This is a genomic window from Microbulbifer guangxiensis, from assembly GCF_021729075.1.
GTDB lineage: Bacteria > Pseudomonadota > Gammaproteobacteria > Pseudomonadales > Cellvibrionaceae > Microbulbifer > Microbulbifer guangxiensis.
In genome coordinates this window covers 78,267-103,633 of the sequence record NZ_JAJSAQ010000006.1, presented here as the reverse complement: position 1 = coordinate 103,633, position 25,367 = coordinate 78,267, and the positions used below count along the sequence as shown (strand labels likewise).

At 61.5% G+C, this 25,367-nt stretch carries 27 protein-coding genes; 16 read left to right on the top strand and 11 right to left on the bottom strand.

The window, feature by feature from the left end:
• The first annotated feature begins 16 nt into the window (after positions 1-16).
• Genes LVD12_RS13670 through LVD12_RS13655 form a run of 4 tightly spaced genes read left to right on the top strand, consistent with a single transcriptional unit; the run spans position 17 to position 4,162 of the window.
• Positions 17-1,357, top strand: a complete 1,341-nt coding sequence (locus tag LVD12_RS13670) for a flavin-containing monooxygenase (RefSeq protein WP_237068294.1) — start codon at positions 17-19, stop codon at positions 1,355-1,357.
• Positions 1,357-2,316, top strand: coding sequence for a bile acid:sodium symporter family protein (locus LVD12_RS13665; RefSeq protein WP_237068293.1), 960 nt, complete (start codon positions 1,357-1,359; stop codon positions 2,314-2,316). Before LVD12_RS13670 ends, LVD12_RS13665 begins: the two co-directional genes overlap by 1 nt.
• A 17-nt stretch (positions 2,317-2,333) precedes the next feature.
• Complete coding sequence (locus LVD12_RS13660; protein ID WP_237068292.1) at positions 2,334-3,305, top strand: SDR family oxidoreductase; 972 nt, start codon at positions 2,334-2,336, stop codon at positions 3,303-3,305.
• Positions 3,302-4,162, top strand: a complete 861-nt coding sequence (locus LVD12_RS13655) for an SDR family NAD(P)-dependent oxidoreductase (RefSeq protein WP_237068291.1) — start codon at positions 3,302-3,304, stop codon at positions 4,160-4,162. Before LVD12_RS13660 ends, LVD12_RS13655 begins: the two co-directional genes overlap by 4 nt.
• Before the next feature lie 98 nt (positions 4,163-4,260).
• On the opposite strand, the gene LVD12_RS13650 is transcribed toward LVD12_RS13655, so the two are convergent.
• The 3 genes from LVD12_RS13650 to LVD12_RS13640 all read right to left on the bottom strand — a co-directional run bounded on the left by LVD12_RS13650 (position 4,261) and on the right by LVD12_RS13640 (position 6,110).
• Complete coding sequence (locus tag LVD12_RS13650) at positions 4,261-4,668, bottom strand: peptidase associated/transthyretin-like domain-containing protein (protein ID WP_237068290.1); 408 nt, start codon at positions 4,666-4,668, stop codon at positions 4,261-4,263.
• Between the two features lie 108 nt (positions 4,669-4,776).
• On the bottom strand, positions 4,777-5,337 hold the full coding sequence (locus LVD12_RS13645; protein ID WP_237068289.1) for an Hsp20/alpha crystallin family protein: 561 nt from the start codon (positions 5,335-5,337) through the stop codon (positions 4,777-4,779).
• Positions 5,338-5,516: 179 nt separating this feature from the next.
• Complete coding sequence (locus LVD12_RS13640) at positions 5,517-6,110, bottom strand: LysE family translocator (protein ID WP_237068288.1); 594 nt, start codon at positions 6,108-6,110, stop codon at positions 5,517-5,519.
• Between the two features lie 114 nt (positions 6,111-6,224).
• On the opposite strand from LVD12_RS13640, the gene LVD12_RS13635 reads away from it, so the two are divergent.
• Together LVD12_RS13635 and LVD12_RS13630 are read left to right on the top strand one after the other, a co-directional pair.
• Complete coding sequence (locus LVD12_RS13635; protein WP_237068287.1) at positions 6,225-6,995, top strand: TatD family hydrolase; 771 nt, start codon at positions 6,225-6,227, stop codon at positions 6,993-6,995.
• Positions 6,992-8,677 (top strand): aminotransferase class V-fold PLP-dependent enzyme, encoded by a 1,686-nt coding sequence (locus tag LVD12_RS13630; protein WP_237068286.1) that lies wholly within the window; start codon positions 6,992-6,994, stop codon positions 8,675-8,677. The genes LVD12_RS13635 and LVD12_RS13630 overlap by 4 nt, the downstream gene beginning before the upstream one ends.
• Positions 8,678-8,710: 33 nt before the next feature.
• Here the strand turns inward: LVD12_RS13630 and tcdA are convergent, their stop codons facing one another.
• The 4 genes from tcdA to LVD12_RS13610 all read right to left on the bottom strand — a co-directional run bounded on the left by tcdA (position 8,711) and on the right by LVD12_RS13610 (position 11,028).
• On the bottom strand, positions 8,711-9,511 hold the full coding sequence (gene tcdA, locus LVD12_RS13625) for a tRNA cyclic N6-threonylcarbamoyladenosine(37) synthase TcdA (RefSeq protein ID WP_237068285.1): 801 nt from the start codon (positions 9,509-9,511) through the stop codon (positions 8,711-8,713).
• Positions 9,498-9,947, bottom strand: coding sequence for a thiol-disulfide oxidoreductase DCC family protein (locus LVD12_RS13620; protein WP_237068284.1), 450 nt, complete (start codon positions 9,945-9,947; stop codon positions 9,498-9,500). Before LVD12_RS13620 ends, tcdA begins: the two co-directional genes overlap by 14 nt.
• Before the next feature lie 133 nt (positions 9,948-10,080).
• Positions 10,081-10,545: an FKBP-type peptidyl-prolyl cis-trans isomerase gene (locus LVD12_RS13615; protein WP_237068283.1), complete on the bottom strand. Its 465-nt coding sequence runs from the start codon at positions 10,543-10,545 to the stop codon at positions 10,081-10,083.
• 123 nt (positions 10,546-10,668) lie between these two features.
• Positions 10,669-11,028 carry a hypothetical protein gene (locus LVD12_RS13610; RefSeq protein WP_237068282.1) on the bottom strand — a complete coding sequence of 120 codons (360 nt, stop codon included), beginning with the start codon at positions 11,026-11,028 and terminating at the stop codon, positions 10,669-10,671.
• Between the two features lie 515 nt (positions 11,029-11,543).
• Between LVD12_RS13610 and LVD12_RS13605 the strand changes: the two genes are divergently transcribed.
• From LVD12_RS13605 to LVD12_RS13585, 5 genes are all read left to right on the top strand, one after another.
• A complete protein-coding gene (locus LVD12_RS13605) occupies positions 11,544-11,966 on the top strand; it encodes an HIT family protein (RefSeq protein ID WP_237068281.1) in 423 nt (140 codons plus the stop codon).
• 89 nt (positions 11,967-12,055) lie between these two features.
• Positions 12,056-12,856 (top strand): GIN domain-containing protein, encoded by an 801-nt coding sequence (locus LVD12_RS13600; RefSeq protein ID WP_237068280.1) that lies wholly within the window; start codon positions 12,056-12,058, stop codon positions 12,854-12,856.
• A gap of 195 nt (positions 12,857-13,051) precedes the next feature.
• The gene (locus LVD12_RS13595) at positions 13,052-14,497 is read left to right on the top strand and encodes a YcjX family protein (protein ID WP_237068279.1); all 1,446 of its coding nucleotides are present in this window, start codon (positions 13,052-13,054) and stop codon (positions 14,495-14,497) included.
• The gene (locus LVD12_RS13590; RefSeq protein ID WP_237068278.1) at positions 14,497-15,630 is read left to right on the top strand and encodes a TIGR01620 family protein; all 1,134 of its coding nucleotides are present in this window, start codon (positions 14,497-14,499) and stop codon (positions 15,628-15,630) included. Before LVD12_RS13595 ends, LVD12_RS13590 begins: the two co-directional genes overlap by 1 nt.
• A 48-nt stretch (positions 15,631-15,678) precedes the next feature.
• On the top strand, positions 15,679-16,221 hold the full coding sequence (locus LVD12_RS13585; protein WP_237068277.1) for a hypothetical protein: 543 nt from the start codon (positions 15,679-15,681) through the stop codon (positions 16,219-16,221).
• 46 nt (positions 16,222-16,267) lie between these two features.
• Here the strand turns inward: LVD12_RS13585 and LVD12_RS13580 are convergent, their stop codons facing one another.
• The gene (locus LVD12_RS13580; protein ID WP_237068276.1) at positions 16,268-16,771 is read right to left on the bottom strand and encodes a hypothetical protein; all 504 of its coding nucleotides are present in this window, start codon (positions 16,769-16,771) and stop codon (positions 16,268-16,270) included.
• Between the two features lie 242 nt (positions 16,772-17,013).
• Between LVD12_RS13580 and gorA the strand changes: the two genes are divergently transcribed.
• Entirely contained in the window at positions 17,014-18,369 is a 1,356-nt protein-coding gene (gorA, locus tag LVD12_RS13575; RefSeq protein ID WP_237068275.1) for a glutathione-disulfide reductase, read from the top strand.
• Positions 18,370-18,497: 128 nt separating this feature from the next.
• On the opposite strand, the gene LVD12_RS13570 is transcribed toward gorA, so the two are convergent.
• Positions 18,498-18,851, bottom strand: coding sequence for an HPF/RaiA family ribosome-associated protein (locus LVD12_RS13570; protein WP_237068274.1), 354 nt, complete (start codon positions 18,849-18,851; stop codon positions 18,498-18,500).
• A 595-nt stretch (positions 18,852-19,446) separates the two neighbouring features.
• On the opposite strand from LVD12_RS13570, the gene LVD12_RS13565 reads away from it, so the two are divergent.
• Positions 19,447-20,358, top strand: a complete 912-nt coding sequence (locus tag LVD12_RS13565; protein WP_237068273.1) for a hypothetical protein — start codon at positions 19,447-19,449, stop codon at positions 20,356-20,358.
• Positions 20,359-20,460: 102 nt separating this feature from the next.
• Here the strand turns inward: LVD12_RS13565 and thpR are convergent, their stop codons facing one another.
• Positions 20,461-21,048 (bottom strand): RNA 2',3'-cyclic phosphodiesterase, encoded by a 588-nt coding sequence (gene thpR / locus LVD12_RS13560; protein WP_237068272.1) that lies wholly within the window; start codon positions 21,046-21,048, stop codon positions 20,461-20,463.
• Positions 21,049-21,201: 153 nt separating this feature from the next.
• Between thpR and LVD12_RS13555 the strand changes: the two genes are divergently transcribed.
• Positions 21,202-21,693 (top strand): Hsp20 family protein, encoded by a 492-nt coding sequence (locus LVD12_RS13555; protein ID WP_237068271.1) that lies wholly within the window; start codon positions 21,202-21,204, stop codon positions 21,691-21,693.
• A gap of 31 nt (positions 21,694-21,724) precedes the next feature.
• Complete coding sequence (locus tag LVD12_RS13550; protein WP_237068270.1) at positions 21,725-22,348, top strand: class I SAM-dependent methyltransferase; 624 nt, start codon at positions 21,725-21,727, stop codon at positions 22,346-22,348.
• Here the strand turns inward: LVD12_RS13550 and LVD12_RS13545 are convergent.
• A complete protein-coding gene (locus tag LVD12_RS13545; RefSeq protein WP_237068269.1) occupies positions 22,328-23,314 on the bottom strand; it encodes a GlxA family transcriptional regulator in 987 nt (328 codons plus the stop codon). The genes LVD12_RS13550 and LVD12_RS13545 overlap by 21 nt on opposite strands.
• Before the next feature lie 144 nt (positions 23,315-23,458).
• Here LVD12_RS13545 and LVD12_RS13540 point away from each other — a divergent pair, with 144 nt between their 5' ends.
• A complete protein-coding gene (locus LVD12_RS13540) occupies positions 23,459-25,315 on the top strand; it encodes a beta-ketoacyl synthase (RefSeq protein ID WP_237068268.1) in 1,857 nt (618 codons plus the stop codon).
• Positions 25,316-25,367: the final 52 nt, after the last annotated feature.

Genomic DNA, 25,367 nt, shown 5'->3' with positions numbered 1-25,367 from the left:
CCACCGGAGAAGAACAATGAAGCCCTATGCGGTGATCGGCGCGGGCCCCATGGGCCTCTGTACAGTACGCAACCTGAGCAAGTACGGCATTCCCTGTGTCGGGTTTGAAATCCACAGTGATGTGGGTGGTCTGTGGGATATCGACAGTCCCACCAGCACCATGTACGAGTCGGCGCACCTGATTTCCTCGAAGAAGATGACGGAATTCGCCGAGTTCCCGATGAAGGACTCGGTGGCCCAGTTTCCCCATCACGCCGAACTGAAGCAGTATTTCCGCGATTATGCGCAGGAATTCGGCCTGTACGACTACTACGAGTTCAATACCGAGGTGGTCCGCTGCGAGCGCAGAGGCGACGACTGGAAGATCACCACCCGCTGCAACGGCGAGGAGCAGACCCGGATTTTCGGTGGCCTGCTGATCGCCAACGGCACCCTGCATCACCCGAATGTGCCAGAGTTGCCCGGTGAGTTTGCCGGCGAGCTGCTGCATTCAAAGGATTACCGCGATCCGGCCATTTTCGATGGCAAGCGGGTGCTGCTGGTCGGCTGTGGCAACAGTGGTGCCGATATCGCCGTGGATGCCGCGCATCGGGCCAAGAGTGTCGACCTCAGCCTGCGCCGGGGGTATTACTTCCTGCCCAAGTTCATCGGCGGCAAGCCCACTGATGCCGTGGGTGGCAAGATCAAGCTGCCACGCTGGCTGCAGCAGCGGATCAGCGCGGCGATCAGCAAGCTGATGCTGGGGCGCCCGAGCCAGTACGGCCTGCCGGAGCCCGACTACAAGATGTTCGAATCGCACCCGGTGGTGAACTCGCTGGTCCTGCACCATATCGGCCATGGCGATATCCATCCGCGCAAAGATATCGCTTCCATCGACGGACACACCGTGACCTTCAAGGACGGCTTCAGTGCCGACTACGACATGGTGATGCTGGCCACCGGTTACAAGCTTCACTATCCGTTTATCGATCAGGCGGAGCTGAACTGGCAGGGCTTCGCGCCGCGCCTGTACCTCAACGTGTTCCACCCGGAGTACGACAACCTGTTCCTGATGGGCATGGTGGAGGCGGCCGGTCTCGGCTGGGAAGGGCGCAACGAGCAGGCAGAACTGGTAGCCCTCTACATCCGCCAGCTGTCCTATGGTGCCAGTTCTGCGGAGGCACTGCGCCAGGTGAAGCGCGAGAAGGCCCTGGTGCGTGCGGATGGGGGTATGAACTACCTGGATCTGGAGCGCATGGCCTATTACGTGCACAAGGATAGTTACCTGAAGGCACTGCGCAGTCACACCGCAGACTTGAAGCGGGATCTGTCACCGCGGGATACTGAGCAATTGGTAACCAGCGCGGGAGCAGCATAGTGGACGATACCCTGTCGGCGGTCAGCAGTTTCCAGATGTCGCCGGCGGCACTGTTGCTGCTGAACGCGGTACTGGCTTTCATGATGTTCGGCGTCTCCCTGGGCCTGCGCCCGGCGGACTTCGCCGCGGTGCTGCGCCGGCCGGTAGCGCCGGTGACAGGCCTGATCGCCCAGTTCCTGCTCCTGCCGGCCCTGACCTGCCTCGCCACCTATGTGTTGAATGTACGGCCTGGGCTGGCGCTGGGCATGATCCTCGTATCCTGTTGTCCCGGCGGAACTTTCTCCAATGTGATGACCTGGATCGGGCGCGCCAACGTCGCCACTTCCGTGAGTATGACGGCGGTGTCGAGCCTGGCCGCGGTGGTGATGACCCCGCTCAATTTCGCCCTCTACGGGAGTCTCAATCCCCACACCCGCAGCCTTTTGCAGGAGATTGCCCTGCCGGCGGAGAACATGATTACCCTGGTGCTGCTGGTGCTGGCATTGCCGATGCTGGTGGGCATGGTGGTCGGCGCACGCTTCCCGGGCTTCGTGCGTGCCAGTGAGCGCTATTTCCGCACCGCTTCGTTGCTGGTTTTCCTGCTGTTCGTGGTGATTTCTTTTTCCAAACACTGGGAGACCGCCCTGCAGGTTGCCGGCGCCGTGCTGTTGCTGGTGATTGCCCACAACGCCCTGGCGTTCTGGATCGGCGACATGAGCAGCCGCGCCATGCGCCTGCCGGTGGGCGACCGGCGTGCGGTGACGATGGAGGTGGGAATCCAGAATTCCGGGCTGGCACTCGCCATCCTCTTCACTTTTTACCCGTCCGCCGGTGAAATGCTGGTGGTGGCCGGTTTCTGGGGTGTCTGGCACCTGGTAGCCGGCCTCGCGCTGGCTGGAATCTGGAATTACGGGGAACGGAAAAACCGGACACTGCATAGCAGCGCTGCCGCCGGTGTGCCTGAACTGCAAAACCGATAAGAAAAAAGTAGACATTTATGAGTGAAAAGAAAGTGCTGATTACCGGCGCGGCCGGGTATGTAGGCCTGCAGCTGGGAGAATTACTGGCGAGGGAGATGTCCGTGGTCGGGGTGGATATCCGCTCGCGCCGGGCAAAGTTCCCGATTTTTACTCTCGATATCTGTGATCCTGCCCTCGGCGAGCTGATGCGCGCGGAGTCCATCACCCATGTGGTGCACCTGGCATCGGTGATGTCGTCGGGGCGCGATCGGGAGAAAGAGTACCGAATTGACGTGGAGGGCACGGAAAACGTGCTCAAGGCCTGCGTCCATGCTGGGGTCAAACATATTACCGTAACCAGCAGCGGTGCGGCTTATGGGTACCATGCGGACAATCCCGAATGGCTGGAAGAACACCATCGCCTGCGGGGCAATCGCGAATTTGCCTATTCCGACCACAAGCGTTTGGTGGAGGAAATGCTGGCGGCCTACCGCAGCCGTTACCCCAAACTCCGGCAGCTGGTGTTCAGGCCCTGTTCCATTGTCGGTGCCAATACCAGCAACAAGATCGCCAAGCTGTTTTCCAGCAGCGCCATCGTCGACCCGGGCGGCCACAATTCCCCGTTTGTCTTTATCTGGGACCAGGATGTCATCCGCGCGATCGAGTACGGGGTAACCCGCGATGCGGCAGGTATCTACAACCTGGCCGGTGATGGCGCCCTGACGCCGGAAGAGATCGCGCGGCTACTGGGCAAGCCCTTGCGCCGTCCGCCGGTTTGGCTGGTAAAGGCGCTGCTGGGTATCGGATATGGCCTGCACCTGACCGACAACCAGCCGGGACAGGTGATGTTCCTGCAGTACCGCCCGGTGCTGCTGAATCGCAAACTGAAAGAAGAACTGGGATTCGTGCCCGAGAAGACTTCCGCCGAGGCATTCACCTATTTTGCCCGGGAAGCGCTGGGTATTGATGTCAGTGCGGCCGGGACGCCGGCGCTGGAGGGCTCGGCATGAGCGCTGCAGCGGCGGGTACCGGAAAAGTTTTCATTGTCACCGGAGCCGCTGGCGGTCTGGGCTGGGCCACTGTGGAGGCGCTGGCTGCGCGCGAGCAGGCCCGCTTTGCCCTGATCGATATCGACCGGGACGCTCTGGAGGAGCGGGCAGAAAGCCTGCGCCAGCGCGGCCTGGAGGCGCAGGTGTTTGTCGCCGATCTCTCAGACGAGGAGGCGGTCGCCGCGCTGGTGGGAGAATTGAGGCAGGCCTTTGACCGGGTCGACCTGTTGGTAAATAACGCCGGCATCACCCACCGCAGCCTCTCTACGCTGACCAGCAATCGTGTGATTCGCCGGGTGATGGCGGTGGACTACCACGCCCCGGTAGAGCTGGCGCAGGGGTTGCTGGAACCGCTCCGCCGCGCAGGGGGTTGCGTGGCCAATATCAGCTCCATGGCCGGCTGGATGCCGGTTCTCGGGCGTGCAGGATACTGTGCGGCGAAAAGCGCCCTGCACCAGTATTTTGAAACCTTTCGCGAGGAAGTGCGGGAAGAGGGTATCCGTGTTCTGATGGTTTATCCGAGCTTTGTTGCCACCAACATCGAGCACAATGCCCTCTCCGGCGATGGCGGCCGCGCCAAACACAAGCAGAGCACCATCGGCCAGGTGCGCACGCCGGAGTGGATGGCGGAGCGCATCGTCGATGCTCTGGAAAGTGGCAAGGAGCGGCTCTTCCCCCGTGACAAGTCGCTGCTCGGGGCCTACCTCTACAAGCTCGCGCCGCGGCTTTTCCTGCGGCAGATGGTGAAGAATTTCCGGGTGGAGCTGGAGGTGGGCCGGGCAGAGCGCGAGGCCCGCTCCGGCGCTCAGCCCTCCTGAGGCGAGGGCCGCTCGGGTATCCAGCCCTCCACTCAGGAGGGCTGAACGGGGGAGCCTTTTTGTTGGTGGCCCATCCGGGCCACTTTAGTACCCTTGCCCTATTGGGCCCAGGACAGGGTCAGTGGCTTTACTTTCTCACCTTCGGCCACTGTCACCCGGGCTCCCTGCCTGCGGCCGTCGTGCTCTGCTTCAATGCGATAACTGCCCGCAGGCAGGTCCAGCAGCAGTAGTGGCCCGCTCGTGGTTGTGGCGAGCAGCTGTTGCCCGCCCGGGCCGAAAACCCACACGTTTGTACTGGCGAGATATGCACCGGAAGCCGTGGCCAGTTCCAGTTTCACGTCGAAAGCTTCGGCTGCGCGCTCGAATTCGTTGCGTGCCGCTTCACCGACACCGCCGGATACATAGCGGATGTTTCCCGTTTCCTTCACGCCAGTAATGGCCGCAGAGCCCTGGGAAGTGATCAGGCTGAGGGCGGCGAACACGGTCAGTATTTTCCAGAGTTGCATGATTGCCTCCCGTTGGATTTCTCCTGTTATTTCTTTACGGTGAGAGCGGCCGCCCGCTGGGGCTGGCCGCTGCGATGATGGGTGCGGTTACCGCGGTTTGCCTGGTCGTCAGGCCGCAGTGGCGATATCGATCCTTTTGCCCCTCTGTTGCTCTTCCATCACCCTGGGCAAGCGGATCTCCAGCAGGCCGTTGGCAAAGTTGGCTTCGATACCATCCAGCTCTGCATCCCTCGGCACAGAGAGGATGCGCTGGAATGTGCCAAAACTGCGCTCGATCCGGTAAAAGTGCGGCTCTTCACCCTCGCGGTGTGAGCGCTTTTTCTCGCCGCTGATGGTCAGCGTGGAACCCAGCAACTCGAGCTGGATATCCTTTTCCTGCACACCTGGCGTTTCCACGGTGATGGTGTAAGCCTGTTCCGTCGCGGCGATGTCGACCTTTGGCTTGAGCAGCAGGGTTTCGGCGCGGATGTCGGACGGCGCACCCTGTTTCCCTGCGTTGCCGTGACTGGAGCTGTGGAACAGCTCGTCGAACATCTGGTCGAGACGGTCATACATCCGGGCCATGGCCGATGCGTGTCGCTGGGGCTCGGTGTCCGGGTGCATGCCGGAAGCGTGTGAAGCCTCTTCTTCCTTCAACCAGTTCCATGGTGCGAGTTTCTTCATGTCCATAGCGACCTCCATATTGCGAGTAGACGGATTCAAAGGGCATCTTGCCCCGCCTGTATTCAAGAGGCTTGGGATGAACGTGAGGGGATTCAAGGGGGGATTGTGTGAACCCAGTGGAAATGCCTGCCCCGCGGTCGGTCCTGTCGGTCGTGGAAGACGAGATAGGGTAATTGACGACCCTGTCAGTCCAGCGCCATGGGAATCACGCTGACGACAAGCAGTATTGCCATGGCGATATTGAATCGCCGCAGCTGCAGGGGTTCTTGCAGGATGCGCTGCATGCCAACACCGAACAGCATCCAGATGGTAATGCACGGGCCTCCGACAAAAATGAAGGTGAGGGCGATCTGGCCCGCATCCAGCCAGGTACTCCCCCCCGGAGTGGAGAATGCAGCCAGCGCGCCGACAGCCATGACCCAACCCTTGGGGTTGACCCATTGAAAAGCGGCGGCCTGCCAGAAGGTAAACGGCGAATAGCTGTCTTTCCCGTCCACCGAACGGGTGCTTGCGATAACCCAGGCCAGGTAGAGCAGGTAGGCAATGCCCGCCCAGCGAATCAGGTGGTGCAACAGGGGGAATTGCTCGAAGACAGTGCCGAGCCCCAGCCCGATGGCCATGATCATGGCTGGAAAGCCGAGGCATATTCCCATGAAATGCGGCAGCGAGCGTACTACGCCGTGGTTCAACCCGGAGGCCATGATCATCATATTGTTGGGGCCGGGTGTGATGCTGGTGGCAAAGACAAACAGCACCAGCGGCAGGACTGCTTCTAGCACGGGTAACTCTCCGGAAAACTACGCGGGCATTCTACCGCGAGCGACGCGCCGGGTCTGCCCGAGGTACAGGTGTTAAACTTCCGGGGTGATTGCCCGACTGGATACGGAGCTGCTTTGGAACTGTTTGATAGTCATTGCCACTTCGACTTCGACGATTTTGCCCCTGACCGTGACACGGTGTGGGAGAGATGCCGCGCCCGCGGCGTGACAGGCATGATTATTCCCGGTGTCAGTATCGAGCAGTGGGACAACCTGTTCCAGCTGATTCACGGGCAGGAGGGGTGGTACGGTGCCGCGGGCTTGCACCCCTGGTGGATCCGGGACCTGGATGTGGCGGACGATGAATTGCAGCGGCAACTCCTCGGGCAGGCGAACCGCGAGGGGTGTGTGGCGATCGGGGAGTGTGGACTCGACAAGGCGATCGATGTGCCGCTGGAGCGGCAGGAGGCGGTGTTCCGTTTACAGCTGGCGGTGGCCTGTGAACTGGATTTGCCGGTGATCGTTCATGTACACCGTTATCACGCGGAAGCCCTGCGGCTGATCAAGGAATTGCGGCCGCCCAGGGGCGGTGTGATTCACGCGTTCAGCGGCAGCGAGGAAATCGCCCGGGAATACTGGCAGCTGGGTTTCCTCCTCGGTATCGGCGGCACCATCACTTATGAGCGGGCCGCGAAGACGCGCCGGACGGTGGCCGCGGTACCGGTGGAATGCCTGTTGCTGGAAAGCGATGCGCCGGATATGCCACTCAGTGGCCGGCAGGGGCAGCGCAACAGTCCTGAACTCTTGCCGGATATCGCCGCGGCGCTGGCAGAATTGCGCTCCACGACCATCGAGGACGTTGCGCGGCAAACCCGGGAGAATACCGAGCGACTCTTTGCCTTATGACCCACCACGAGAAAAACAGCGAACATTCTGCAGAGACTTTCCGCAGCCAGTTTCCCCTCTTTGCACAGCCGGAAAACCGCAACCTTGTCTATCTGGACAATGCCGCCACCACCCAGCGCCCCGCTATGGTGATCGATGCCGTCGCGGATTTTTACCGGCACTCCAATGCCAACACCCATCGCTCCAGCCATCGGCTCGCGCGACAGGCCACGGAGATGGTGGAGCAGACGCGCCAGCGCGCGGCGGCGTTCCTGAATGCCCGTTCGAGCCGGGAGATCGTTTTCTGCCGCGGTGCCACCGAGGCGCTCAACCTGCTGGCCTACAGCCTGTGCGCCGGCCTTGAGCCCGGGGATGAAATTGTGCTGTCCACCATCGAGCATCACGCCAACCTTGTTCCCTGGCAGATGATGGCAGAGCGCTATCATTTGCAGCTGCGCTACGTGCCCCACACCGCCGGAGTGCCACAGTTCGACCGCTTGGATGAGATGCTTGGGAATCGCACCCGTATCGTTTCCCTGACGGGCGGTTCCAATGCCCTGGGCCTGAGGCCGGACCTGGCTGCGATCGCCGAAAAACTCCGGGGCCGGCACTTGCACTGGGTCGTGGATGGCTCCCAGTTGGCGGCCCATGAAGTGGTGGACGTGCAGGCACTGGGCTGTGACTTTTTCGTCTGCTCGGCGCACAAATTTTACGGACCAACGGGTGTGGGCCTGCTATACGGTCGCGAGGCGCTTTTGCAAGCGATGCCGCCCTGGCAGGGCGGGGGAGAAATGATCGCGGAGGTGGGTTTGCTCCACAGTGTCTACGCGGATCTTCCCCACAAGTTTGAAGCCGGCACATCGCCGCTGGCCGGGCTGGCGGGGCTGGGTGCGGCATTCGATTTCCTGGCGCAGCAGGACCGGGGTGCCATGGCGGCACACGAGCAGGCACTGCTGCAGTGGCTGCACCGGGAACTGTCGCAGCTCCCGCACCTGCGGTTGCTCAGCCAGCCCCAGCACAATCTCGGCATCGTCGCCTTTGCGCCGGTGGACGCGGCCCCGGCCGATCTGGCCCTGTGGCTGGATGGGAGGGACATTGCCGTGCGGGTCGGCCATCACTGCGCACAGCCGCTGATCCGGGCTTCGGGGGAGGGTGCCACCGTGCGGGCGTCTGTGGCAGGTTACACGACCTGGCAGGATTGCGAGGCGTTTCTGGAAGCGGTGCGGGATTTCCAACGGGTCACAGAGCCGGTGGACAGTGCTGCCGCGGCCGCGGCCGCGGCCGGGGACGACTGGCTGGCTGACGACCTTTCCGCCCTGCGCCTGGAGCGGCTCGCATCCCAGCGGAATTGGCAGGATCGCTACCGGGAACTGATGCGCTGGAGCAAGTCGATCACCACCAAGCCGGGGATCCGCTCGGCCCAAAACCTGGTGCAGGGTTGTGAGTCGGAGGCATGGCTCGTGCACCGGCAGCAGGAGGGTCGGCATTATTTTGCCGTGGACAGCGACAGCCGGGTGGTCAGGGGACTGGCGGCATTGCTGTTGTCGCAGATTGATGGCCGTACGGGCAGTCAGATTGCCGCTGCAGATTTCGATCGCCTGTTTGCAGATCTCGGCCTTCGTCAGCACTTGAGCCAGTCGCGCAGCAACGGCTTTTACGCGCTGTTGCGCCAGGCACTGCAGTTTGTCGAATCCGCGCAGTGATGCGCGGAGCCGGTGTGGCCAGTATGCCGCCTGTCACTGTGTTTTCTGCAGCAGCCGCTCGATACCCCGACTGGCGGCGGCGAAGCCAAACGTGCCGGTGACCATGGTGGCGGCGCCGAAGCCGCCGCTGCAGTCCAGTTTGACCCCATCCTGCATGGTGGATTTCTGCTGGCAGACCTGGCCATCCGGCTGGGGATAGACCATGGGCTCGGGAGAGAAGATCGCATCGACCCCGAACTGCCGCTTGCGGGATTTCTGGAAATTGTGGAACCGGTACAGGTGCTGACGCACCTTGGCCAGCATCGGGTCGTTGGTGGTGCGTCCCAGGTCGGCGCTGGTGACCTGCGCCGGATCCCTTTTGCCCCCGGCGGAGCCCACGGTGACCAGGCGCAATTTGCGCGCCTTGCAGTAGGCCACGATTGCCGCTTTGACCCGGGCCGCATCGATGGCATCGATGACGATATCGATGGGGCGCAGAGTCGGATCCAGCAGCTCCGCCAGGTTGTCGGAAGCCGCAAAGTCTTCCACGGTTTCGATCTGGATCTCCGGGTTGACCTGACGCAGGCGCTCCGCAGTCACGTCGACTTTGATCTGGCCGATGGTGCTCTGCAGCGCATGGCTCTGGCGATTGGTATTGGTGATACAGACATCGTCGAGGTCGATCAGGGTGAGGCTGCCGACCCCCGAGCGCGCCAGGGCCTCGGCAGTCCAGCTGCCGACACCGCCGATGCCGATCACGATGAAGTGGGCCGCGTGCAGTGTTTCCAGCGCGGCTTCTCCGTAGAGCCGGCCGATGCCGCCAAAGCGCTGTCGATATTGCTCAGTCAGCTTCATTCTCTTCCAGTTCTTCAAGAAATCTCGGTTTTTCCTCTGCGCCGGGCAGTCGGCACTGCTCGCTACGCCCGAACAGGCGATAGCGGTTTTGCGCCACCCGGTCATAGATCCAGTCGCGGATCGCACTCGGCACTAACCGGAGTATCGCCAGCGCTTTCCAGGGCGCCGGCAGTTGCCCGAGGACACGCAGTGCCGCGGTGCTTCTCTCATAGACCCGCTGGCGACCGGTGTCGTCCCGCTCCAGGTAGAGCACCGTATCAAAGGTGTCCCGCGGGCGGCCCAGTTCTTCCAGCAGCTGCTGGCCGGCGGCGGATTGTACACGGCACAGGGTGAACAGTGCCCTGTGATCATGGCGCAGGACCAGCCGTACCCAGCCGTTGCACAGGTTGCAGAGGCTATCAAACAGGATGATCCGGTCGGGCAGCGAGCGGGGCATGCTGGTTCCGTGACGGTGTGTTGAGCGAATGGTAGCGGCAGGTCGCGGAGGGCGCAAAATGCGCGGGAAGGGCAGTCATCAAGTGGGCAGGGAGGGGGAGAGGAGGCGGCGGCCGCGGCCGCCGCCCGGGAGATCAGTGCACGTGGCCGTGGTCGATCTCTTCCGGAGTCGCCTCGCGCACGGACACGACTTCGATATCGAAGTGCAGCTCGACACCCGCCAGCGGATGGTTGCCGTTGATGGTGACGTTGTCACCGTCGATGTCGATGATTTCCACTTCGATGGGTTGACCCTCGGTGCTCTGCGCGCGGAACGCCATGCCTACCTTGAGCTCTTCGACACCGCCGAAAGCACTGCGGGGCAGGGTCTGGATCAGCTCCGGGTTCTGGGGGCCATAGGCCTCTTCCGGCTGAATGACAGCGGTAAACTTGTCGCCTGCGCTCTTGTCGAGCATTTCGCGCTCCAGTCCGGGGATGATGTTGCCGACACCCTGCAGGTACTTCAGCGGCTCACCGCCGGAGGACGAGTCGATGACTGTGCCTTCAGCGTCTTTCAGGGTGTAGTGCATCTCCACTACGGAGTGGTTGACAATCTTCATGGGGAATTCTCTGGAATGAAGGGTGTATTGAGTAGCGCTTACCGAATGCAGAGGGGCATACGGGGAATAAAGGCTGCGAAGCGCCATTGTATTGAGCGCTCCGCCATGTCGCAACCGGAGGGATCAGCAGGCGATGGCCAGTTCCGGATCGCAGTCGCTATAGAGATTGCTGGCGCTTTCCATCAGCGCGGAGCTCAGTTGGCAGGAAAATCCCAGTTCGGTGAGCCGTGCTTCGAGGAACTCCAGCAGTGCCTCGAACAGGGTCGGATTCAGGCCCCGGGCGAGGAAGCTGGCGCGGCTGGAACGGACTGGTTCGGGTGGTTCTGAGAGAGCGTGGTTCAGGAACTGGGCCTGGCGGCTCTGTTGCTTGTGATGGTCGCAGCGGTCCTGGTCTGACAGGTGGCGACCGATGGCTGTGTAAAACTCTGCAACCGTATCGTTTACGAAGCGGGTGCCGCCCACACGGTCTAATAGCGTCGTCATCTCTTGATTCCCCCAAATAGGTTCGAGCGCGGTCTGTTGCCGTGATCGCACCGGTCATCTTCCCTGTGACCTCGCGACCAAGTCCGCTGCTGTTTCTTACCCGTCCCTGGATACAATCGATTTCCGCGAATTGAAGTACCTCATCTGGCGCTTTTGTGCCGGTGCCCCAGGGCTGTGTCCGCACGGGCGGTCTGTGGCCGGGAGCCTTTCGGCGACTGCGCTCTCTCGATAGGCAGGCAGACTAGGGCAAGTGCCGGTAACTGCCAATGGACTGTCAAAAAATTGTCACCTGCTTCCTCGGGTTAAGTGTTTACCAGCTGTGGCTGGGCGGTCACTGAACAGTTGCCGGCGCCAAACCTCTCCTTGCGCCTGCCGCGCCCCATGGCGCCCCAAAACAACAGCTGCGTCGGTGGGCGAAACTGGTAGACTGCGTAGTCTCATTCGGTGTGCCGGAGGGGCTGGCGAGGGCCCGGCCGGCGGACAATTTTGCGTGGAGACAAGGAGAACCCAGCATCATGGCGAGCGTGTTTACCCAGATCATGAACGGTGACCTGCCCGGCCACTTCATCTGGCGGGATGACAGGGCTGTGGCGATCATGACCATCGCCCCCATCAAGCCCGGGCACTGCCTGGTCATTCCGGTCGAGGAAATCGATCACTGGGACGACGTCCCGGGGGATTTGTCTGCCCACCTGATGCACGTGGCGCAGCGGGTCGCAAAGGGATTGAAAGCCGTTTACAGCCCGAAGCGTGTGGGGGTGATGGTGGCCGGCCTGGAAGTGCCTCATACCCACATCCACCTGATCCCCGTCGAGGAGCTTGGTGACCTGGACTTTTCAAAGCAGAAGCCCGCCAGTGTCGAAGAGCTGGCCGGGGAGGCCCGCAAGCTCCGCGCCGCACTGACCGATGCGGGCTTCAGCGAGGCAGATTGCGGCTGATTTGCGAGAAATCTTTTTCCCGGTGCATCCGAACCGCCCACTGGTTGCGTCATTGGTGTATCGAGGAACTGAACGTGAGAGAAACATCCATGACCTTTTTATCCCGCCTCAATGCCGCCCTGGCGGCTGTAACCCTGATGCTGTCTGTGCTGAGCTCCCCCGCACTGGCGCGGGAAACGATCGAGCAGGCATTTGACCTGTCTGGTTTCACCCGTATCGATCTGGAGGGGAGCTCCTATCTGGAGATCGTGCAGGGTGAAAGCTTTTCTGTGGTTGCCAGCGGCAAGCCGGAAGCGGTGGCCCTCGCGCGGGCCGAAGTGAGGGGCGATACCCTCAAACTGTGGGTGGAACCCAACCACAAGCGCTTCTTTGGGTTTATCACTGTCAGTAACGGCCAGTCGGTGAAGTACCGGGTGTCGCTGCCGGCCATCGATGCGGTGGCAGTGACCGGCTCCGGTGAGGCCACTGCTGAAACCCTGGAGAGTGAGTCGCTTGTACTGGCGGTGACCGGGTCTGGTGACCTGCGGGTGGCGAAGGTTGCTGCAGAGTCCCTGCAGGCTTCGGTGACAGGTTCCGGCGACCTGGCCCTGGGCACCGTGCTGTCAGTGCGTGGTGAGATGGCAATCCGCGGCTCCGGCGATCTGAGTTTTGAGAGCTTTGCCGGAGAGATGCTGGAAGCGGATATCAAGGGCTCCGGTGATATCGTGGTCAATGGCCGCGTGGGGACCGTGCGGGTCAATATCATGGGCTCCGGGGATTTCCTCGGTCGCAACCTGCAGGCCGACCGGGGCGAAGGTGCGGTCATGGGGTCCGGAGACATCGTGCTGCGTCGCCCCGGGTCGGACTCCTTCTCGGTGATGGGTTCAGGGGACATTGCGCTGGTGGACTGATTGTCTCCCCAGGCAACAACGCATACCACTCAACCGCGGCGGCCCCTGGGCCGCCGCGCTGCGTTTGCGGCGCGCACTTGCACCAGAAATCTACAGGACGGGCCAGCCTGGCGGGATGCTGATTCCCCGTCCGACCTGTTATCCTGACTTCCTGCAGGTGGTGATGGGCACCACCGGATCCAATCGGAATGGTCTATGGCAGAGGATGAGCCGGGAGCCGGCAACAGCGGCTCTAGTAAGAGAGGGAAATTCAGGGAGCAGTGGCGACGGTTGCGTCGCGGTGCCAGGGACAAGTCCCACTGGGCTGCTGAGCGACTCCTGGATCGCCGTATCTGCATCGGCATCACCGGCCTGAGTGGCGCCGGAAAGTCCACTCTGCTGACCAGTCTCATCTACCAGCTGAGCCATCCCCAGAAAGCCCAGTTGCCGGGGTTTGGGCCGGCGCTGAATGGCGACCTGCTCGGAGCAGAGTTGAAGCCCGCGCTGGATACCGAACTGCCCATGTTCGATTATCAGCAGTGCCTGCAGGCACTGCTCGGCCAGCCTCCCCGCTGGCCAGAGAGCACGCGCGAACTCTCCGCCATGGAGCTTCATATCCACCTGCGCACCCGTCGCTTTGGCCGGAGTGGTCGTCGCACCGTGGTGGTGGAATTGCGGGATTACCCCGGTGAGTGGCTCATGGACCTGCCGTTGCTGGGGATGACCTATGCGGACTGGTGTCGGCACCAGCATCACATCATCGATGGCGACGCCCGTGCCGGACTGGCCCCGGACCTGATGTCCGAGCTGGCGGCTCTGTCGCCTTCGGCCACTGCCGAACCAGATAGGCTAAGCGTGCTGTGGGACAAATACCGCAGCTTTCTCCACGACTGCCGTGCCAGGCGCAGGCTGAGCTACCTGCAGCCGGGCAGGGCACTGCTCGACCGGGAAAATCACAGCCTGCTGCCCCTGCTGGATTTGCGCGGGCAGAGCAACGCGGCCCTGGAGGCGTTGCCGGAGGACAGCAATTACCAGTATCTGTCACGGCTTTACCGTCGCTACGTCGAAGACCTGGTCGCCCCCTTTGTAGAGAGCCACTTCCGTTACCTCGATCGCCAGCTGGTGCTGGTGGACATGATCGGCACCCTTTACGCGGGAGAGCAGGCGCTGGACGATATGCGGCTGGCATTTGGTCACATTGCCGACACCTTCCAGTACGGCGGCTCCAACCTGCTGCGCAAATTGTGGCGTCCGCGGATCGATCGTCTCATCTTTGCCGCCACCAAGGTGGACCAGGTACTGGCCGCCGATCACGATGCCCTGCGGCAGTTACTCGGCAGCCAGATGCAGCAGGCCTTTAGCGGTGCCCGGCATCAGGGCCTGCCCCTTTTCTGCGAGGCGATTTCTGCTGTGCGATGCTCGAACGAAACCGTCCGCGATGGCCGACGAATGCTGGTGGGGCACGATCTGGACGGCCGCTACCTCGGATTCGAAAACGCGGAGATTTTCGCCCAGCTGCCCGGTGAGGGGGATGCCTGGCAGCACTACGATGGTGCCGCACCGCCACAGCTGCGCCCACCGGCGGGAATGGCGGCTGGCCAGTGTATTCCCCATATCCGTGTCGATGCCCTTCTCAACCTGCTGCTGGGAGACAAGCTCTGATGGACAGTGATGATCGGACAGGGCGCCGCCAGACCAGGATTGAAAGTCTGAATGAACCCGGGGAGAAACGCACTGACCGGGGAGCAACCCGGGTAGAGACACTGACGGAGGAGCCCGGGAGCCTTCCCCGTTCCATCACCACCGGCGAGTCCCTGCCAGACCGGATTGCCTTTTCGGAGCTGCGTTTGCCGACCTTTCGGTTAAGGTGGTGGAAGCCGGCATTTTTCGCCGCCCTGGGGCTGGCCGCCGGCGCGGTGGCCTGGGAGTTGCACCAACTGTTTTCCTGGGCGATGGAACGGCACTGGATACTGGGGGTGCTCGCCGGGACGGTGATCGGTGCGCTGGCGCTCACGATTGCCAGTGGCGTGTGGGAATATTTCCGCGCCGGGCTGCCGCTGCGCAAACTGGAAAATACCCGTGAGCTGGCCGAGGAGCTGCGGGACTGCCGTTCGATGGAGAAAGTGGGTCCTTTCCGGCAGGAGCTGACGGAACATTTTGACGGGAAGCCCCAGGGAGCGCTGCTCAGCCGTGTCCTGGACGAAGCCCCCGATTACTATGACGGCAGCGAGCTGCTTCAGCACGTAGAGCTCACTTTCCTCGAGGCCCTGGATCAGGAGGCGTTGCGTCGCGTGGTGCGCCAGGCCAGTACCACCGGCGCGCTGGTCGGCCTCAGTCCGTTTGCAACGCTGGATATCCTGGTGGCCCTGCGGCAGTCGCTGCGGATGATCGACGATGTCGCACAGATCTATGGTGTGCGTCCCTCCGTGGTGGTGCGCTGGCGGTTGTTCAAGAAAGTACTGGCACTGGTTGCCTACAGCGGTGCCAGCGAATACGCCGTTAGCGAGCTGTGGCCGGAGCTGGTCGGTGACAGCATGCTGAGCAGCGTATCCGCGCGGTTGGGCCAGGGTATGGGGGCCAGCCTGTTCATGTCCCGCATCGGCCTTGCGACCATGCACAGTTGCCGGCCCGTGCCTTTTTCAGAAAAGCAGCGGCCTCGCCTCAGCACCGTCACCAGGCGTGTCGCCCGCAGCCTCAAGGAGCGATTGCTGGGGCGGGACCCGAATCGCGCCGCAGACCTGCGCGCAGCGATGAGGCAGGGCGAGCGGGTCGACATCAATAAGGACAAGGATTGATCGCTGCAGCGATGCCGGATTCGGCGGCCTGCACCGGAGGAGATCACTATGGGAATTCCACTCCTAAAGTCAGGCTGGTTGATGTCGCTGGCCGCTCTGGCGCTGTTGCCTCTTGGCGGTCCCCGGGCGGAGGTTGTGCACAGCGCGGGGGCGTCTTTCTCGATTCGGTTCGAGGAGAGTATTCCCCGCAACAACACGGAAGTTTACCGGGCGCTTGGCAGGCTGCCCGAGTGGTGGAGCCGGGATCATACTTATTCGGGGGATACCGCAAACCTGTCGATGGAGCTGCGCGCTGGTGGCTGCTTTTGCGAGCGCTGGAACGACTCATCGGTAGAACACCTGCGGGTGGTATTCGCGCTTCAGGATCGTGAGGTGCGCCTCCGCGGCGGGCTCGGACCCTTGCAGAGCCTGCCGGTCAACGGGTTGATGCAGTGGCGGATTACGCCGGCTGAATCGGGCGGCAGTATCCTGACATGGGACTATCAGGTCTGGGGAGCGCCCGGGGCCAATCTGGAACCTCTGGCCGGGCCGGTGGAGCAGGTCCTGGGGGAACAGCTGAAGAGCCTGAAAGCGTTTCTTGAGCGGGACTGACCCGCTCGGCACTGCGGCGGATTTCTCCGCCGCAGTGAAGTGGCGGTTACTCGAACTGCTTTTTCATCAACACGCGGGTATGGTGCTGATCCACCAGCTTGGCAAGCTCGGTATAGCGCTCCTTGATGAAGGGCGCAGGGTTGTTTGCACCGGTGTCATCCGGGTACTCCACCCCCTGGCGGACGTGCTGCAATTCCCTTGAGAGTGATGCAATTGCGGCAAAAATGTCCTGGGTGAGCTGCTCGCTGTAAAAGACCGTGCTGCTGTTGGTGTCGCGCAGGAAGTCATTGCACTCGCTGAGCCACTCTGAGCGCTGGTCCAGGAAGTGGATGGTGTTGCGGATACCACCGCGATACTCCGGGTTGAAGTGCTCATTGACGTAGGTGCCGAGGCTGCGCATGCCGGAGTCGACAAACTGCTCGACAAGGCCCTCGCAGTAGGCTGGTGTCAGGTAAGAGGCGTGGGTTTTGGCATTACTACTGCTGCAGATAAACAGCAGGCAGAGGAAACACAGGACTCGCTGGGACAATGAGAAGGAGAGGGCGTTCATTTTCGTGTGCCTATGTTTGTTGTTGTCGCTAGCAGGCAATTTTTGTGAATGACTTCACATGAATATCGAAACGCCAAATCAGTGTCAATCTGCGTTTTGTGACAATTGTCTCATACGTGCCAATTCCCTGATAAAGATTCTATTTTTTTACGATATTTAGTGATTTCTCGACATCCTGACGGAATTTTTTACACTATCTGTCAGCCCCGGTCGGGATTTAGTCAACGGTTTAGGAGTCAATTTTGGCCGACTTTGAGTTCGATTTATTCGTCATTGGAGCGGGTTCCGGTGGTGTCAGGGCATCGCGAATGGCCGCTGCTTCGGGTATGCGGGTGGCGGTGGCAGAGGACCGCTACATGGGTGGTACCTGCGTCAACGTCGGCTGTGTTCCGAAGAAGCTGTTTGTCTATGCCAGTGGCTACAGTGAGGCTTTTGGCGATGCCAGGGCCTATGGCTGGCAAAATGACGGGCCGGAGTTTGACTGGCCCACCCTGAGGGACAACAACGCCACTGAGATCACCCGGCTGAACGGCATTTACCGCAACCTGCTTGCCAATGCCGGCGTTACGGTGATCGACGGCCGCGCCCATATCGAGGATCGACACACCGTGGTCATCGGTGAGCAGCGTTTCACCACCGAACGAATCCTGGTCGCCACCGGTAGCTGGCCGTTCGTGCCAGATATTCCCGGCCGCGACCATGTCCTGACCTCCAACGAGGTTTTCTCCATGGACGAGTTTCCCCGCAGAGTGCTGGTGGTGGGCGGGGGCTATATCGCCGTGGAATTTGCCGGCATTTTCGCCGGCCTCGGGGCGGAGACACACCTCTCCTATCGACGCGATCTTTTTCTGCGCGGGTTTGACCGTGATATTCGCACCTTTGTCCGCGACGAGATGGGCAAGAAGGGGGTGCACCTGCACTTCAACCAGCAGGTGGAGGCGATCGAAAAACAGGATGATGGTTCCCTGCTGGTGCATTCCGCCGGGGGCTCGCCCCTGGCGGTCGACGCGGTGCTCTACGCCACCGGCCGGGTGGCCAATACGCGGGGGCTGGGACTGGAACAGCTCGGCATCGTCATGCACCGTGACGGCACCGTCTCCGTCGATGACAATTTTCGCACCAGTGTCCACTCGATTTATGCACTCGGTGATGTCACCGGTGAACCACAACTGACGCCGGTTGCGCTGGCCGAGGCGATGGCCCTGGTGAAACACTGGCAGACCGGCGAAACCGCAGAGATCGATTACAACAACATCCCTACGGCGGTGTTCTGCCAGCCAAATATCGGTACCGTTGGTCTTTCGGAGGAGGAGGCGCGGGACTCGGGTATCGCGGTCACCGTCTTCAAGTCTGAATTCCGCCCCATGCGTAATACCGTCAGCGGCCGTGATGAGCGCACACTGATGAAACTGGTGGTGGACTCCCGCACTGACAAAGTCATTGGTGCCCATATGGTGGGTCCGGAGGCCGGGGAGATCATTCAGGGCATCGCGATTGCGATCAAGGCCGGTGCCACCAAGGAGACGTTTGATCAGACGATCGGTATTCACCCGACGGCAGCCGAGGAATTCGTCACCATGCGCACGCCCGCCAGTTAGTCTCCAGGGCCGGGCAGGACAAACGAAAAAGGCGATGCGCAAGCATCGCCTTTTGCATGTCTGTAATTGTTCGTTGATAGAGGGCCGTCTTCCCGGGGGGCGTTGGCCCCCTGAGACGGCCTTCGGCCTTATTCTTCGGTTTCGGGAATCGCCACACTCTGATATCGCATCGCCTTGCGGCGGTCGCCGCGCTCTTTGAGGCAGCGCTCGGCCGAGGCAAAGGCTGCGTTGACGGCGCGGTGAATGGACTCATCCTCGTTGCTGATGGTCAGGGGATTGCCACTCAGAGCCAGTTCAACAGAGGCCTTGAACTGCTTGCCTTTATGCTTGTGTTGGTGAGGGGCCTCGAGTACCACCCGGCTACTGATAATGTCGCCACAATAACGTTCCAGCTTGTCGAGTTTTTTGGAGACGGTGTCTGCCAGGGCGGCGGACTTGTCGATGTCGCGGAACACGATGTTATCGTAAGGCGCAGATTTCATGGGCATTACCTCCGGTTAATAGAAACCTTGCAGGCCGCTGGTGCGGTTTGCTGTATAAGGTAGGGCGCCCTATAGGGAAGGTGACAACTGCATGTAAAGGCCGGAACACTGAGGTCGCAACGAGTGTTTGCTGTCTGAGCAGCGATGGGTGTTTTACGCCCGGTCCGGTCTTGTACTGAGTTCGTTAACTCTTTCCCTGTAACCCATAATGCTTTCGCGCAAAAAAAAATCAAGCATTCAAATCGCAAAAATGTCACAAATTTTGCGCCCTCTTGAACACGGGCTTTGATCGGGGGCAAACTGCCCGTCAGGACGCAAGCGAATCTGTGAACCGGTCTGCTTACTCGGGTCATTGCCCCGGGGTGGGGTGACTGCGTAAAATTGCACGGAATGGACAAGTAACCCTTTCTGGCTGAAAAGTGTACGGGGTACTTCTGTTCTATCTGATTCGATAAAAACAGGTAACAGGTTCTTAGATATGGCGGTATCGCGGTACTGCTCGCTGATTATGGCGGGCCTTGTGGTAGTTGGGGCGCAGTCCGCGGTCGGTCAGACCGAGGCCTCCCTGACAGCGGAAAAAAACCGGCTGGCTCGCATGGAACAGTCCCAGGAGAACCGCCAGGTTGAAATCGAGGACATCGAGAACGAACTCGTGTCATACGATTACAAGCTGGGGCGCGCCAAGGAGTCGCTCCAGAAAGCTCGCCGCAACTACGAGGTCAGCCGCCGTGAACTTCAGCAGGCCAAGCGCGACCACCAGCTCAATTCCAGCTCCGACACTGAGCGCCAGCTGCGCAAGGCTGAACACGGCTTTGCCATGGCGGAGCGGGGGGTGGACAGCCGTACGCGTCGGGTCGAGTTTCTCCAGTCCAATTACGATGAGCTGAACGGCCAGATCGAGGAAATCCGCACGGCGATTGCAGCCGGCGAGCGTCGCATCAGCCAGCAGCAAGAAAAAATCGAAAACCTGGTCGCCGCCCTGCTGGCCAAGGCGGAAAAGGAGCGCCGTGAGGCAGCTGTCGCCAAAGCCGCGGCGCCGGTCAGTAAGCCAGAGGTGCCTGCGCCCTCCGTGGCGGATGCGAGTGCCTCCGGAGTGCCCGGTGCGCCGGCCGGGGAAGAATCTGCGCCGGCAGAGGCTGCAGAGCCACTGCGGGAAGTCGATGAAGAGTTGCTCGACTACGTGCGCCGCGAGCGTCAGCGCCTGGAAAAACTACTGGCCGATGGCGATGAGGGCAAGCATACGTTCCGCCATCTGGATCTCGAGCCGACCCGCGGGGACTCGGTGCCCTTCGAGTTTCTCGGTCACAACCAGTACCGCGTGGTGGCGCCGGTAGAGGCCGGTCGCCAGACCTACAAGGTCAATACCTGGCGGTTCCGCCGCACGATACCTGCGGACGATTCCGGCGTTCCCTATGTGTTTATCTTCGACGCCCGGCGCTTGTCCCGTCCGCGCCTGGTCATGTACCCGGAGTATGCGCTGGAGTCGCTGGAGAGTGGGGAACAGTAACCCCGTACAGGCCTGCCTGACAGGACGAAGAGGGCCCGCCACTGGCGGGCCCTCTTCGTCCTGTCAGCCTCTGCACTGCTGCCGGCTATCGCGGGCGTCGTGCTAGGCCCCGCCCGGTAACTCGGCTTCCAGCAGTGGGTGGTACTGGCTGCCGCCGGGGGTCATACGGCTCTGGTACAGCACGATATTGTCCAGCGTCACGATCCTGTCCAGCTCCAGTGGCGGCAGGCGGGAGAAGCCGCGGCGATTGCGGCCCAGGGTGAAATGGGGGCGATAGGTGGCGCTCTCGGGTTCGAGGCCCAGCTGAATCATCAGCTCCCGGCAAAGTCGGTGCAGGGTGTCCAGCTCCGGGTTTGGCAACAGTTCTGCCGCGAGCAGGCGCGATCGGTTACGCGGAAAGGGCTGTAGTGAGACTACCCGCGCCTCACAGGCACGGGCCCTGTCCGCAATATCCACTATTCCGGCTTCCAGGGCCGGCAGCAGTTCCGCCGGGGTCTCCCCCAGGAATGCGAGGGTGAGGTGGCGGTTGGCATGGCTGGTCCAGCGGATGGCCCGCTCCGCAGACTGGCCGAGCTGTTGCCGGCAGTGATTGACCAGACCGTCGAGAAACACCTGCGTGTCGGCCGTGGGGCGGACCCCGATAAACAGGCGCGGGTCAGCTACGCCCTCTCCCCTGTGATTGCTCCCCATAGTTTTCCTTTTTTGCCTTTCCCGCTCTTGAAAAACATCCACCCACCCCTATCTAGATAGTGTGGGAGGCAGGCTCCATAGAGGTGTCTCCCCGGCGTGCCCGGTCTCAGGACGGGCGAACTATGAATATTGCTCTGAATTGAGGATATGACAATGCGTAACTTTGATTTTTCTCCCCTGTACCGTTCTGCCATCGGCTTTGACCGCATGGCCAGCCTGCTGGACACCATGACCAGCAATGAACAGAATCAGCCGGCTTATCCGCCCTACAACATCGAGCTGACCGGCGACGACAGCTACCGAATCACCATGGCGGTGGCCGGGTTTGAGCAGTCCGAGCTCGACATTCAGGTGGAGCAGAACCGCCTCACCGTCGCGGGTAAAAAGCCCGAGGAATCCGAGCAGCGGAACTTCCTACATCGCGGCATTGCCGCACGTAATTTCGAGCGTCGCTTCCAGCTTGCGGATCACGTGCGGGTGACCAATGCCCAGCTGGCCAATGGCCTGCTGCACATCGAGTTGGTCCGGGAAATTCCCGAAGCAATGAAGCCGCGGAAAATCGAAATCAGCCAGGGCAACCTGTTGCAGCACGGCAAGGCCGACGACGGAAAAGTAAAGTCCAAGGCCGAGTCCGAAGCAGCCTGAGTTGACCTTGCATTGCCCGCTGTGCCGCCATTTGGCGGCACATCCCTACCACCGCGATAACAGCCGCGAATACCTCCAGTGCGCACACTGCGCACTGGTGTTCGTTCCGTCCGGGTTTCACCTCTCCCGTGAAGAGGAGCGAGCCTACTATGACTTGCACGAGAACGGCCTGGGCGATGCGGGTTATCGCCGTTTCCTGAACCGCTGTGCCGGGCCGCTGATGGAGCGGCTGGATGAGTATGCCGAGGGCCTGGACTTCGGTTGCGGTCCAGCGCCATTACTGGCCCAACTTCTGGAGGAAGGCGGCCACCCGATGCGGGTATATGACCCCTTCTATGCGCCGGACGAAACCGCATTGCAGCGCCGCTACGATTTCATCGTGACCACTGAAGTGGTCGAGCACCTTTCTGCCCCGGGACCCGAACTCGAGGCCCTGTGGCGGCTTCTGCGTCCGCGGGGCCTGCTGGCAGTGATGACCAAGCGGGTGATCTCGCCGGAACGATTTGCCGGTTGGCACTACACCCGGGATCCTACCCATATCTGTTTTTTCAGTGACACAACCTTTCACTGGTTGGCCGGGCACCTTCGCGGCCGGTTGGAGCTGGCTGGCCCCGACGTGGCTTTTCTGCACAAGTCAGGTGTTGACCCGGAATAGCTTGGCGCGCACAGTGGTCCGGTACTCGCTCGGTGTGGTCGACAGGAATTTCTTGAACAGGGCGGTAAAGTGGCCCATGTCCTGGTAACCCACTTTTTCAGCGATTTCATTGACCGACAGGTTGCTGGACTGCAGCAGCTCGCGGGCCATGTCCACCCGCACGTTCTGCAGGTATTGCAGCGGTGTCTGTCCTGTCGCCAGCTTGAAGCGGCGGTTGAAAGAGCGCACGCTCATATCGAATTGCTGGGCCACCTCGCTCAGGCGCACCTCTTCCGCGCAGTGTTGCCGCAACCAGGTCTGGGCTTCGACGATTTCCTCGTCCGGGTGCAGGTGGACCGCCCCTTCCGAGTAGGCTATTTCCTCGAACGGGCGGCGGATCTCGTGGGAGAAATTGCGCTCTACGTGGCTCGCCACCGACGAACCATAGAGCTGCCGGATCAGATAGACGGTCACATCGGCCAGGGAATTCACGCTGGCGGCACAGAACAGCTTGTCAGCCTGGGTAATGAAATACTGTCGCTTCAGCTTGATCTGCGGATAGTCGCGGCTGAAACGCTCGAAATAGTGCCAGTGGGTAGTCGCCGGTTTGCCGTCGAGCAGGCCGGCCTCCGCGAGAAAACACACGCCGGTACCCACGGCACAGATCGCGGCGCCCCTTTCGGCCTGCTGCTGGAGCCAGGTGAGCAGGGGTGCGCTGCGACGCAGGGCGGGGCGGGGATTTCTCCACAGGGTGGGGAGGTAGATGATGTCGCTGTCCGGCGCCTCGGCCAGTGACACCTCCGGTTGCAGGGGAAAGCCCGAGCGGGTTGAAACCGCCTTGCCATCCAGGCTCGCCGTGACGAGACGCAGGGGCTCTTTTTGTCCCTCCACCCGGGCACGGCTCTCGGCGCCGCGCAGCATCTCGAGGGGCAGCATGGTGCCTGTGGTCAGCATCTCGTCGATCAGGAAAAAAGTGACTGTGCGCATTACTTCTCCAGCATGCGAGGCCCATTTGGCCAGATACTCAATTTTGCTGGCCAGTATGTCCATAACCCGGCCGAATCGCCACCCCCTAAACTGACTTCCGCTCAAATTTGGTCGAAATTTTGTCAGCTTTTGCTGGAGGTCAGGATGCAGCGCCTTCCCGTTATCACCGCTTTTGGTGGCTTCAACCCCGCAGGGCGGAGTTCCTTTCACCGCGGCTACAAGCGCCTGGTGATGGATAAACTCGGCGCTGCCGAGCGCGCCGACGTGCTCGCTGACCTGGCCTCTCTCATGGGGCTGCGCAGTGGCGCCCAGGTGGATGCCCCGCTGGATGAAGCCACTGAGCGCAAGGTGCTTGAGTCCACGCTGGTGCGCGAGCTGGAAACGCGCTTCTACGACTACCGCAAGTGCCATTTTCACCAGCCGGCGGACCTGAGCAGTGCCGGTGGCATGACCTTCGAGATGGCCGCCCGCCAGCTGCCGGAGCCACTGCCGGAGGACTGGCAGGTGGAGTCCCTGGGTGAGGGGCGTGTCCGGGTGCACTGTCGCAGCCTGTCTGTGATGCTCGACAGCTACCGGGAGATTGCCGTCGCTTCTGCGGGACAGCTGCCCACCGGCTTTGAGCCCGGTGACCATTACAACTCCCGCTTTCATCCCCGCGGGCTGCAGCTCGCCATCCTCGGCGCTTCCGATGCGGTGCAGTCACTGGGACTCGATTGGGACAAAATCGTTTCAACGGTGGGCCCTGAGGCGATCTCCGTATACGCCAGTTCGGCCATGAGCCAGCTGGACCCCTACGGCAATGGTGGGCTCCTGCAATCGCGACTGCGCGGCAATCGGGTAAGCTCGAAACAGCTGGCGCTGGGCCTCACCAGCATGCCGGCAGATTTCGTCAACGCCTATGTCCTCGGCAGCGTCGGCACCACCGGTGCCGTTGCCGGTGCCTGCGCCACATATCTCTATAACCTCCGTGCGGCCGTGGAAGATATCCGTTGCGGACGGGCCCGGGTCGCAGTGGTCGGTGCGGCAGAGGCTCCACTGGTGCCCGAGGTGGTGGATGGATACACGACCATGGGCGCGCTGGCCAGTATCGACGGCCTGCGCAAGCTGTTCCCCGGGGAGATCGACTACCGCCGTGCCAGCCGGCCATTTGGCGATAACTGCGGTTTCACCCTGGGTGAGGGCACCCAGTGGGCGATTCTGATGGACGATGCGCTGGCGTTGGAGCTGGGCGCAAACATTCATGGTGCGGTGGCCAATGTGTTCGTCAATGCCGACGGCACCAAGAAATCCATTTCCGCTCCCGGCCCCGGCAATTACCTGACGGTTGCCCGTGCCATGGCGGAAACCCGGGCCATTCTCGGTGAAGAGAGTCTGCGCCACCGGAGTTTCGTGCAGGCGCACGGTTCGAGCACGCCGCAGAACCGGGTCACCGAGTCCGCTATCTTCGATCGCCTCGCGAACGCTTTCGGCATCGAGAGCTGGCCGGTTTGTGCGGTCAAGGCTTACCTGGGCCACACGGTGGCCGCCGCCAGTGGTGATCAGCTGATTACCAGTCTCGGCATTTTTGATCGCGGTATTCTGCCGGGAATCACCACCATCGACAGCATTGCCGATGACGTGCATCACTCCAGCCTGGATATCGCGCTGGAGCATCGCGAGCGGGATCCCGAGTCCCTCGATGTGGCCTTCCTGAACTCGAAAGGCTTCGGCGGCAACAATGCCACTGCCAGCGTGTTTTCGCCCCATGTAGTGCGCAACATGCTGGCGAAGCGTCACGGAGAGAGGGCGATAAACGATCACGCCGCCCTGAACGAGTCGGTGCGCGAGCAGGCCCTGAGCTACGATGCCCGGGTCAAGCGCGGTGACCTCAATGCCATTTATCGCTTCGGCGAGGGACTGGTGGACGAGGCGGAGATCCGACTGTCGGACCGGCAGGTGGCATTGCCCGGCTACCCGGAAGTCGACCTGCCTGCAGAAAACCCCTTCGGGGACATGGTCTGATTCCGCTGTCGGGGCGCGTTTCCCGTTAGGGGCGCTTCGCGTAGACTGTAGG

Excerpts from the sequence above, each read along its gene's own strand:
- LVD12_RS13670 (WP_237068294.1), top strand. The coding sequence starts at position 17 with ATGAAGCCCTATGCGGTGATCGGCGCGGGCCCCATGGGCCTCTGTACA.
- LVD12_RS13660 (WP_237068292.1), top strand. The coding sequence starts at position 2,334 with ATGAGTGAAAAGAAAGTGCTGATTACCGGCGCGGCCGGGTATGTAGGC.
- LVD12_RS13655 (WP_237068291.1), top strand. The coding sequence starts at position 3,302 with ATGAGCGCTGCAGCGGCGGGTACCGGAAAAGTTTTCATTGTCACCGGA.
- LVD12_RS13650 (WP_237068290.1), bottom strand. The coding sequence starts at position 4,668 with ATGCAACTCTGGAAAATACTGACCGTGTTCGCCGCCCTCAGCCTGATC.
- LVD12_RS13645 (WP_237068289.1), bottom strand. The coding sequence starts at position 5,337 with ATGGACATGAAGAAACTCGCACCATGGAACTGGTTGAAGGAAGAAGAG.
- LVD12_RS13630 (WP_237068286.1), top strand. The coding sequence starts at position 6,992 with ATGACCCACCACGAGAAAAACAGCGAACATTCTGCAGAGACTTTCCGC.
- tcdA (WP_237068285.1), bottom strand. The coding sequence starts at position 9,511 with ATGAAGCTGACTGAGCAATATCGACAGCGCTTTGGCGGCATCGGCCGG.
- LVD12_RS13620 (WP_237068284.1), bottom strand. The coding sequence starts at position 9,947 with ATGCCCCGCTCGCTGCCCGACCGGATCATCCTGTTTGATAGCCTCTGC.
- LVD12_RS13615 (WP_237068283.1), bottom strand. The coding sequence starts at position 10,545 with ATGAAGATTGTCAACCACTCCGTAGTGGAGATGCACTACACCCTGAAA.
- LVD12_RS13610 (WP_237068282.1), bottom strand. The coding sequence starts at position 11,028 with ATGACGACGCTATTAGACCGTGTGGGCGGCACCCGCTTCGTAAACGAT.
- LVD12_RS13605 (WP_237068281.1), top strand. The coding sequence starts at position 11,544 with ATGGCGAGCGTGTTTACCCAGATCATGAACGGTGACCTGCCCGGCCAC.
- LVD12_RS13600 (WP_237068280.1), top strand. The coding sequence starts at position 12,056 with ATGACCTTTTTATCCCGCCTCAATGCCGCCCTGGCGGCTGTAACCCTG.
- LVD12_RS13595 (WP_237068279.1), top strand. The coding sequence starts at position 13,052 with ATGGCAGAGGATGAGCCGGGAGCCGGCAACAGCGGCTCTAGTAAGAGA.
- LVD12_RS13590 (WP_237068278.1), top strand. The coding sequence starts at position 14,497 with ATGGACAGTGATGATCGGACAGGGCGCCGCCAGACCAGGATTGAAAGT.
- LVD12_RS13585 (WP_237068277.1), top strand. The coding sequence starts at position 15,679 with ATGGGAATTCCACTCCTAAAGTCAGGCTGGTTGATGTCGCTGGCCGCT.
- LVD12_RS13580 (WP_237068276.1), bottom strand. The coding sequence starts at position 16,771 with ATGAACGCCCTCTCCTTCTCATTGTCCCAGCGAGTCCTGTGTTTCCTC.
- LVD12_RS13570 (WP_237068274.1), bottom strand. The coding sequence starts at position 18,851 with ATGAAATCTGCGCCTTACGATAACATCGTGTTCCGCGACATCGACAAG.
- LVD12_RS13565 (WP_237068273.1), top strand. The coding sequence starts at position 19,447 with ATGGAACAGTCCCAGGAGAACCGCCAGGTTGAAATCGAGGACATCGAG.
- thpR (WP_237068272.1), bottom strand. The coding sequence starts at position 21,048 with ATGGGGAGCAATCACAGGGGAGAGGGCGTAGCTGACCCGCGCCTGTTT.
- LVD12_RS13555 (WP_237068271.1), top strand. The coding sequence starts at position 21,202 with ATGCGTAACTTTGATTTTTCTCCCCTGTACCGTTCTGCCATCGGCTTT.
- LVD12_RS13545 (WP_237068269.1), bottom strand. The coding sequence starts at position 23,314 with ATGCGCACAGTCACTTTTTTCCTGATCGACGAGATGCTGACCACAGGC.
- LVD12_RS13540 (WP_237068268.1), top strand. The coding sequence starts at position 23,459 with ATGCAGCGCCTTCCCGTTATCACCGCTTTTGGTGGCTTCAACCCCGCA.